This window comes from Nocardioides sp. CPCC 206348, from assembly GCF_048654705.1.
In the GTDB taxonomy this organism is placed as follows: domain Bacteria; phylum Actinomycetota; class Actinomycetes; order Propionibacteriales; family Nocardioidaceae; genus Nocardioides.
In genome coordinates this window covers 169-7,270 of the sequence record NZ_JBMCZA010000223.1, presented here as the reverse complement: position 1 = coordinate 7,270, position 7,102 = coordinate 169, and the positions used below count along the sequence as shown (strand labels likewise).

Sequence of the window (7,102 nt, the reverse complement as noted above, 5' to 3'; positions counted from 1 at the left end):
CTGGGCTTCCAGCTCACTGCGGAAACCGGCGGTGGCGCCCTCGAGCAGCCGGTCCATGTCGGCCTCCGACGTGGAGCCGCTGATGTCGATCAGGCCCTCCACCTCGGCGGTGGCGGCAGCCGAGGCTGCCTTCTCGTCGGACACGCGGGACCGCTCGTCCTGCCATGCCAGTCCTCGCTCGGCCGAGAAGGCGAGCAGGGCGGCCACCACCAGGATCACGGCACCGGAGCGCCAGGTCATGCGTGAGGTCAGGGAGGTCAGGCGCGACATCAGCGTGCCGCCAGCGGTGCGAGGACGAGGATCTTCCACAGTTCGTCTCCTTCAGTCGTGTCGCCGTCGGCGAGGTCGAGCGCAGCGGTGTCGTCGCCCCGGCCGACGGCCAGGTCGTAGGCCACGGTGCCGCTGGAATCGGGCCACACACCGCTTCGGAACGTCAGGCCGCAGTCCGCCGGGAGCGGTCCGCGGTCGCCGCCCTGCGGACACGGCAGGTTGCGCGCGCCCCGGATCGCGGTGGGGTTGTCCGGCGCGATGTCGCAGTGCGCCAGCCGGTCGACCGGACGGGTCTCGGTCACGCGGGGGCTGCGGCGTTCCTTGGGGGGCAGGTAGCCCTTCAGGCAGGACGGTGGGTTGTTGAGCGCCGCGCGCAGGTCCAGCTGTACGTCGCCCTGGGCCGCACGCGGGTTCACGGCGGACTGCACGCGGGCGACGGTGGCCGGGTAGACCACCAGGATCTGGCGGATCTCCGGCAGGTAGGTGTTGAGGACCTCGGCGTTGGTGGTCAGGTTGGCGAGCAGCATCGGGAGCGCCGGCTGGAGGTCCTTCACGGTCTTCGTGGCCGCGTCGAGTCCGCCGGGTGCGTTCTCGAGCAGCGCGCGCAGGTCGGCGCTGTCGTCCTTCGCCAGCGCGGCAGTGACCTCGTCGAGGTTGTCGGCATACGCGCGGGTCGACGGGCCGAGGTCCTGCTGGGTGCCGAGCACCGGCTCGAGGACGTCAATCAGGGAGGTGGTGGCGTCGATCCGGGACTGGGCCTCGGTCAGCAGCGACCCGGCCGACGACACGAGCTCGTTGAGCTCGGGACCGGAGCCGCCGAGCCCGTCGTCGATCTGGGCGAGCACCCGCCGGGTGTCGTCCTTCGGCACCGACTCGAGCAGCCGGTTCACCGAGTCCAGGACCGGCGTGATCTGGGGCATCTCGATCGCACGGTCCCGCGGGATGGTCGGGTTGTCGGCCAGGAACGGACCCCGGCCCTTCGCGTCGGGCGGCGGGACCAGGTCGACGTACTGCTCCCCGATGGCGGACGTGCTGTGCAGCTCGGCCTTCGACCCTGCGGGGATGTCCGCATCGTTGTCGATGCGCAGCGTGGCGAGTGCGCCGTTGTCGCGCACCACCAGGTCCGAGACGATCCCGACGCGCACGCCGCGGTAGGTGACGGTGGCCTTCGGGTAGAGGCCGCTGGCGTCGGCGAAGTCGACCGTGACGTCGTACACGCCGATGCCGACCATGGACGGGACCTTGGCGTAGTTGAAGAAGGCCAGGCCCAGAGCGATCGACGCCAGGACGGCGAAGATGCGCAGCTGGCGCTTGATCAGGGGTGTCAGCAGCATCAGCAGAGTCCTAGCAAGCGCAGCAGGCAGCCGGGCTTCGGTTGCGGGGCCGGGGCGGGTGCGGGAGCCGGCGCCGGGACACCGGCCTTGTCACCGGTGGAGTCGCCGGCCGAGTCGGCTGGCGCCTCGTCCGGCTCACCTGCTGCGGGCTCTGCGGGCGTGAGCGGATCCTGCACCGGATCACCTGCCTGCAGTGCGGGCGGCAGCCCACCCAGCCAGCTGTCGACGAGGCTGCCCGTACGCAGGTCGAGGGTGGCGAACAGGTTGGCGTAGTCGCCCTTGATCGCGTTGCCGGTCGTCATCACCGGGAACGGGATCGTGAGCCCGATCTTGAGGGCATCCGGGAGGGATGCACTGACCTTGCCGAGGTTGGCCAGGATCGGCCCCAGCGAGTCGAGGTTGGCGAGCAGGGCGGTCTCGCTGGCCCGGACGACCCGCACGGCGCGGTCGCCGGTGCGGCCGGTTGCCGTGACTGCCTTGACCAGCCGCGCGCGTTCCTCCTCGAGCGCCTGAAGACCGGGGGAGATGTCGTCGATCGCGGTGGCGATGGCCGAGCGGTCGTCCTTCAGACCTGCGGAGAGCTTGTCCAGCGACTCCAGCGCCGAGACGATCTCGCCCCGGTTGGCGTCGAGTACGGCGAGCAGGTCGTTCGCCCGACGGATCAGGCCCTTCGTGTCGGGCACCCGGTCGCGCAGCGCGGTCGAGAGCTCGCCGGTGATGGTGCTGATCTGCGACAGGCCGCCGTTGTTGAGCAACAGCGCGACCGCGCCCAGCACCTGCTCGGTCGCGGGGTAGGTGCCGGTCTGCTCGACGCCGATGACGTCACCGTCGTTGAGTGCCGCAGCATCGGCCTCGCCGGGGATCGACACGTCGACGTACTGCGCCCCGAGGAGGGTCTTCTGGCCGACGGCGAACACGACGTTCGCCGGCAGGGGCACGTCCTTGAGCAGCCGCATCTCCACGACGGCCTCCCAGTCGTGCACCTCGATCTTCGCCACGGTGCCGATCACGACGTTGTCCTTGAGGACCGTCGAGTTCGGCACCAGGTTCTCGATCTGGTCGAAATGGACCTGGACGGTGTAGCCGTCCTCGCCGACGGCGACCTGGCCGGGCAGGGTGTTGTCGTTCGGCTGGATCGCGCAACCGGAGCTGACCAGCGCCGCCAGCACGAGGGCGGGCAACGTCCGGCGCAGCCGGCTCCTGGTGCGGAGACGGGGCGTGCTCATTCGGTCCCTCCCGTTCCGCCGACCAGGGGCAGGCCGCCGGTCTCGCCGCCCGGCAGGAGGCCCAGCAGCCCGAGCAGCGGGTCGAGCGCCTTGATGCAGTCCTCGCTCGTACCGCCGGCGCCGAGCACTGCCCCGCACAGCAGCTGCGACACGCTGTCGAAGTTCGTGGCGGTCGCACGGCCGGTGATCGCCTGGTCCTGGATCGTGTTGTGCAGGCCGATCAGCGAGTGCGGCGCGACGTGCAGCACGCCGGCGAGCTCGTTGGAGCGGTCGGCGAGGGTGGCGGCCAACGTGTTCAGGTCGGCGACGGACCGGGTCACCCGGTCGCCGTGCTTCTCGAAGTACTTCTCGGTCGCGGCGAGCACGGTCGCGAGGTCCTTGATCGCACCGCTGAGGTTCGTCCTGTTGCTCGCCAGCACCGCGCTGACGTCGTCGAGCTCGGTGGTGAACCCCCGCACCGCTGCGTCGTTGAGGGCCAGGTTGCGGGTGAAGGTGTTGAGGTTGTCGATGGTGCTGAACAGGTCGGAGCGGCCGTCGGACAGGGCAGTCGCGGCGCCGCGGAGCTCGGCGATCGATGTCCGCAGCTGGGTGGAGTTGCCGTCCTGCAGGGCGTTCTCGAGCGACGTGATCGCGACAGCGAGGGGCCCGGACCTCTTGCCCGCATCGGGGCCGAGCGTGGTCGCCAGGTCGGTCAGCTGCTGCTTCACGTCGTCGAAGGTCACCGGTACGGCGGTCCGGTCCAGGCCGATCACGTCGCCGTCCTCGAGCCGGTCGCCGCCGGAGTAGACGGGGTCGAACTGGACGAAGCGACCGCTGACCAGGCTGGGCGACACGATCGCCGCGTGGGCGTCGGCCGGGATCGGCTGGCCGGCGTCGACCTCCAGGGTCACCAGCACGCCCTCGTCGTCGTTCTCGATCTCCGCGATCTCGCCGACCCGGACGCCGAGCACCTTCACGTCGTCACCGACGTTGAGTCCCTCGGCACTGGCGAAGCGCGCCTGCACGACCGTGCTGCCGGTGTCGCGGGTCCACAGCAGGACGGCACCCACCAGGGCGAGGACGACCAGTGCCGTCACCAGACCGCGTCCGCTGCGCAGCGCGTTCAGTCGGCTCTTCGCGTGGGTGGTCATGGCGTCACTCCGGAGAGGATCGGGACCAGCGTCGACGGCGCTGTCAGGTTCTGGATGTAGGCGTCGAACCACGGCCCGCTCGCGAGCGCCTCGCCGAAGGCGGTCGCGTAGCCGCGCAGGCCGGTGATGCTGGCCTGCAGGTTCGCCTTGTTCTTGTTGAGTACGCCGACCACGCCATCGAGCTCCTTGAGCGCCGGGCCGAGGACGTCGTCGGTGTCCTTGAGCATCAGCCGCAGCTGGCCGGCGAGCTCGCGGGCACTCGACAGCAGGCTCACGACGACCGCCTGCCGCGCGTCGAGCTCGGTGAGCAACGACCGACCGGAGCCGAGCAACGACGCGATCTGCTCGTCGCGGCTCGCCAGCACGCCGGTGACCCGGTCGGCCCGGTCGACCAGCGAGCGGAGCTCGTCGTCGTTGCCGGAGATGGCCGACGACAGCGCCGTGATGCCTTCCAGCGCCGGGCCGAGGTCGGGGCTGGTGGCGCTCAGCGTCTTCGAGGCCTGGTCGAGCGCCGCGGCGAGCTGGGACTTGTCGATCGCGGCGGTGGTCTCGGTCAGCTCGTTCAGCGTCGCGGTCAGGTTGTACGGCGACGAGGTCCGCTCGAGCGGGATGGAGTCGTCGGCACCGAGCTTGCCGCTTCCGCGGGGTTCGAGCTCGACGGCCGCCCGGCCGAGCAGGGTGACGGTGATGATGCGGGCCTCGGTGAGGTCGCCGAGGGAGACGCCGCTGTCGGTGATCACGAGGTCGGCGACGACGTGTTCGCCGTCGAGCCGCACCTCGCGGACCTTGCCGACCTCGGCACCGGAGATCATCACGGAGTCGCCGCCCTTGAGGCCGCCGGCCTCGGCGAACTGCACGTGCAGCAGGTCGTTGTTGCCGATCAGGGGCAGCCGGTTGATGTTCAGCGCGGCGAGCACCATCAGCACCAGGACGAGGGTGCCGATCAGGCCGCGTGCGGCCATCCGGTCGGGGCTGGGAGTGCGACTCACTTCTTGCACCTCGGGGCGTCGGAGTAGATCCATGGCGTCGAGAGCGGGGCGACCCCTTCGAGTCCGGTCTGCACCCGCACGCCGCAGAGGAAGAAGTTGAAGAAGTTGCCGTAGGACGCGGAGTTCTGGATCGTCCGGTAGTGGCCGGGCAGCTTCTGCAGCACCGTCTCGAGGGTGTCGGACTCGCTGTTGATCCCGCGTGCGGCGGCCGCCAGACGGGCCAGGTCCGTCCGGACGTCACCGCGTGCCCGGCTGAGCAGGTCGGAGGTCTCCACCGCGAACCGGTCGATCCTCGCGGCGGCGTCGAGGACCTGGGTGTCCTGCTTGTCGAGGCCGGTCAGCAAGGTGTCGAGCCGGTCGAGCAGCAGTCCGACGGTGTCCTTGCGTGCATCGACCGTGCCGAGCACGTCGTTGAGGTTGCGGATCACCTGGCCGATCAGCTGCTCGCGGTTGCCGATCGTGGTGGTGAACGACCCGACGTGCTGGACCAGGGTCGCGATCGCCGAGTGCTGGCCCTGCAGCACCTGGACCAGCTGGCCGGAGAGCTCGTTGACCTGGGTGGGGCTGAGCCCGGCGAACAGCGGCTTGAACCCGTTGAGCAGGGTGTCGAGGTCGAGCGCCGACGCGGTCTGCGTGGCCGGGATGGTGCCGCCCTTCGCCAGTGCCTTCGCCTCCTTGCCGGCCTCCGACTGCGCAGGGTCCTGGGTCAGCTGGACGACGCGGTCGCCGATCAGGTTGCGGTACTGGATGGTCGCGCGGGTCGCGGTCGTCAGGGCCTGGTCGTCGTTGACGTCGAAGCCGACGACCACCGTGTTGTCGGGCTGGACGTCGATGTCGCGGACCTTGCCGATGTCGACACCGGCGATCCGCACCTCGTCGCCGACCGCGAGGCCGGAGACGTCCTCGAACACGGCCCTGTAGTCGGTGCGGTCGCCCGGGCGGTACTCGCCCGTGACGGCTGCGACCCACAGGGTGAAGGCGGCAGCCATCGCCAGGAAGGCGCCGAACTTGATCAGGTCGCCGCGCTGGCGGCGCCGTTCGGGACTGAGTCGGTGTGTGCGCGTCATGGCAGCTGCGCCCCTCCCTTGAGCAGGCCGAGCAGGGTGTCGAGGGCGGCCTCGTCCGGGGTCGGCTGCGGGCCGACGTGCGGATTGGCGCCGGTCAGCATCGACGGCGGCTCCTGCGCTGCCTCGCCCGCGTCGACGTACGGCAGGCCGTAGCAGGCGGGTCCGGTGGTGTCGCCCTGCTGCGGCAGGTTCTCGCCGTACGTGTAGGGATCGCGGCCCGGGATCAGCCGGGTGATCGTCGTGATGCCGGGGTGCGTGCCGCCGACCGCGGCCTCCGCGAGCTTGTTGGCGTTGGCCAGGCCGAGCACCAGGCACGGCAGCTCGGGTGAGTACCGCTCGAGGACGGCGCTGACCGGCGCGAGTAGGCGCAACGACGTCACCAGGCCCTTCTCGGAGCTGCGCAACAGCACGTCGGTCTCGTCGCTGAACCCGGTCAGGCTGCGCTCGAGGGCGCGCAGCGATGCCTGCTGGCGCACCACGGTCCGGGAGATCGTGCCGGTCTGGCTGAACGCGCTGACCAGGTCCGGCCGGGCGAGCTCGTAGACGTCGAGGACGTCGTCGGCGGCCCGGAGGTCGGAGCTCAACGTGCGCAGCGACGGGTTGAACGAGCGCAGGTAGGTGTCGGTCTGGGTGATCAGGTCACCGATCAGCTCGCCGCGTTCGTCGACCGCACCGGCCACGGCGGTCAACGCAGAGTTCACGTCCGCCGGGCGGGCGACCGCGAGGACGGCGGTGAGGTTCTCGAAGGCCTCGTCGACCTCGACGGTCACCCGATCAGCCGGGATCACCGCACCGGCCCTGATCGTCTCGCCGATGTCGTCACCCGGACTGCCGGCGGGCGGGGTGAGCTGGACGTACTTGGCGCCGAACGCCGTCGGGGGCACGATCTGCGCCGTCACGTCGGCCGGCACCTGGTCGACCTTGTCGGAGTCGATCTCCAGGTCGATGGTCACCTTCGACCCGTCGGTGTGGATCTCGGCGACGCGGCCGATCTCCACGCCGCGCAGTTTGATCGGTGCACCCGACGCGAGGGTGAGCCCGGCGCGGTCGGCCTCGACTGACACGAGCACGTTGCGCTCGAAGGCA

Annotated in this window: 7 protein-coding genes; all 7 read right to left on the bottom strand. The window is 70.5% G+C overall.

Translation table 11 applies throughout. The features are described 5' to 3' along the window. On the bottom strand, window positions 1–240 hold a 240-nt coding region (locus ACOADB_RS25205), incomplete at its 3' end, for a hypothetical protein (protein ID WP_378605367.1). 29 nt (window positions 241–269) lie between these two features. Further along, entirely contained in the window at window positions 270–1,604 is a 1,335-nt protein-coding gene (locus tag ACOADB_RS25200) for an MCE family protein (RefSeq protein ID WP_378605364.1), read from the bottom strand. After that, window positions 1,604–2,830 carry an MCE family protein gene (locus ACOADB_RS25195; RefSeq protein WP_378605361.1) on the bottom strand — a complete coding sequence of 409 codons (1,227 nt, stop codon included), beginning with the start codon at window positions 2,828–2,830 and terminating at the stop codon, window positions 1,604–1,606. Before ACOADB_RS25195 ends, ACOADB_RS25200 begins: the two co-directional genes overlap by 1 nt. Then, window positions 2,827–3,960 carry an MCE family protein gene (locus ACOADB_RS25190; RefSeq protein WP_378605358.1) on the bottom strand — a complete coding sequence of 378 codons (1,134 nt, stop codon included), beginning with the start codon at window positions 3,958–3,960 and terminating at the stop codon, window positions 2,827–2,829. The genes ACOADB_RS25195 and ACOADB_RS25190 overlap by 4 nt, the downstream gene beginning before the upstream one ends. Then, the gene (locus ACOADB_RS25185; RefSeq protein WP_378605355.1) at window positions 3,957–4,949 is read right to left on the bottom strand and encodes an MCE family protein; all 993 of its coding nucleotides are present in this window, start codon (window positions 4,947–4,949) and stop codon (window positions 3,957–3,959) included. The genes ACOADB_RS25190 and ACOADB_RS25185 overlap by 4 nt, the downstream gene beginning before the upstream one ends. Then, window positions 4,946–6,016, bottom strand: a complete 1,071-nt coding sequence (locus tag ACOADB_RS25180) for an MCE family protein (RefSeq protein WP_378605352.1) — start codon at window positions 6,014–6,016, stop codon at window positions 4,946–4,948. The genes ACOADB_RS25185 and ACOADB_RS25180 overlap by 4 nt, the downstream gene beginning before the upstream one ends. Next, the coding region (locus ACOADB_RS25175) for an MCE family protein (RefSeq protein ID WP_378605349.1) at window positions 6,013–7,102 on the bottom strand (1,090 nt) is incomplete at its 5' end. The genes ACOADB_RS25175 and ACOADB_RS25180, both read right to left, overlap by 4 nt.

What these genes read in the sequence shown, in the direction of transcription:
- ACOADB_RS25200 (WP_378605364.1), bottom strand. Translation starts at nt 1,604, where the DNA reads ATGCTGCTGACACCCCTGATCAAGCGCCAGCTGCGCATCTTCGCCGTC.
- ACOADB_RS25195 (WP_378605361.1), bottom strand. Translation starts at nt 2,830, where the DNA reads ATGAGCACGCCCCGTCTCCGCACCAGGAGCCGGCTGCGCCGGACGTTG.
- ACOADB_RS25190 (WP_378605358.1), bottom strand. Translation starts at nt 3,960, where the DNA reads ATGACCACCCACGCGAAGAGCCGACTGAACGCGCTGCGCAGCGGACGC.
- ACOADB_RS25180 (WP_378605352.1), bottom strand. Translation starts at nt 6,016, where the DNA reads ATGACGCGCACACACCGACTCAGTCCCGAACGGCGCCGCCAGCGCGGC.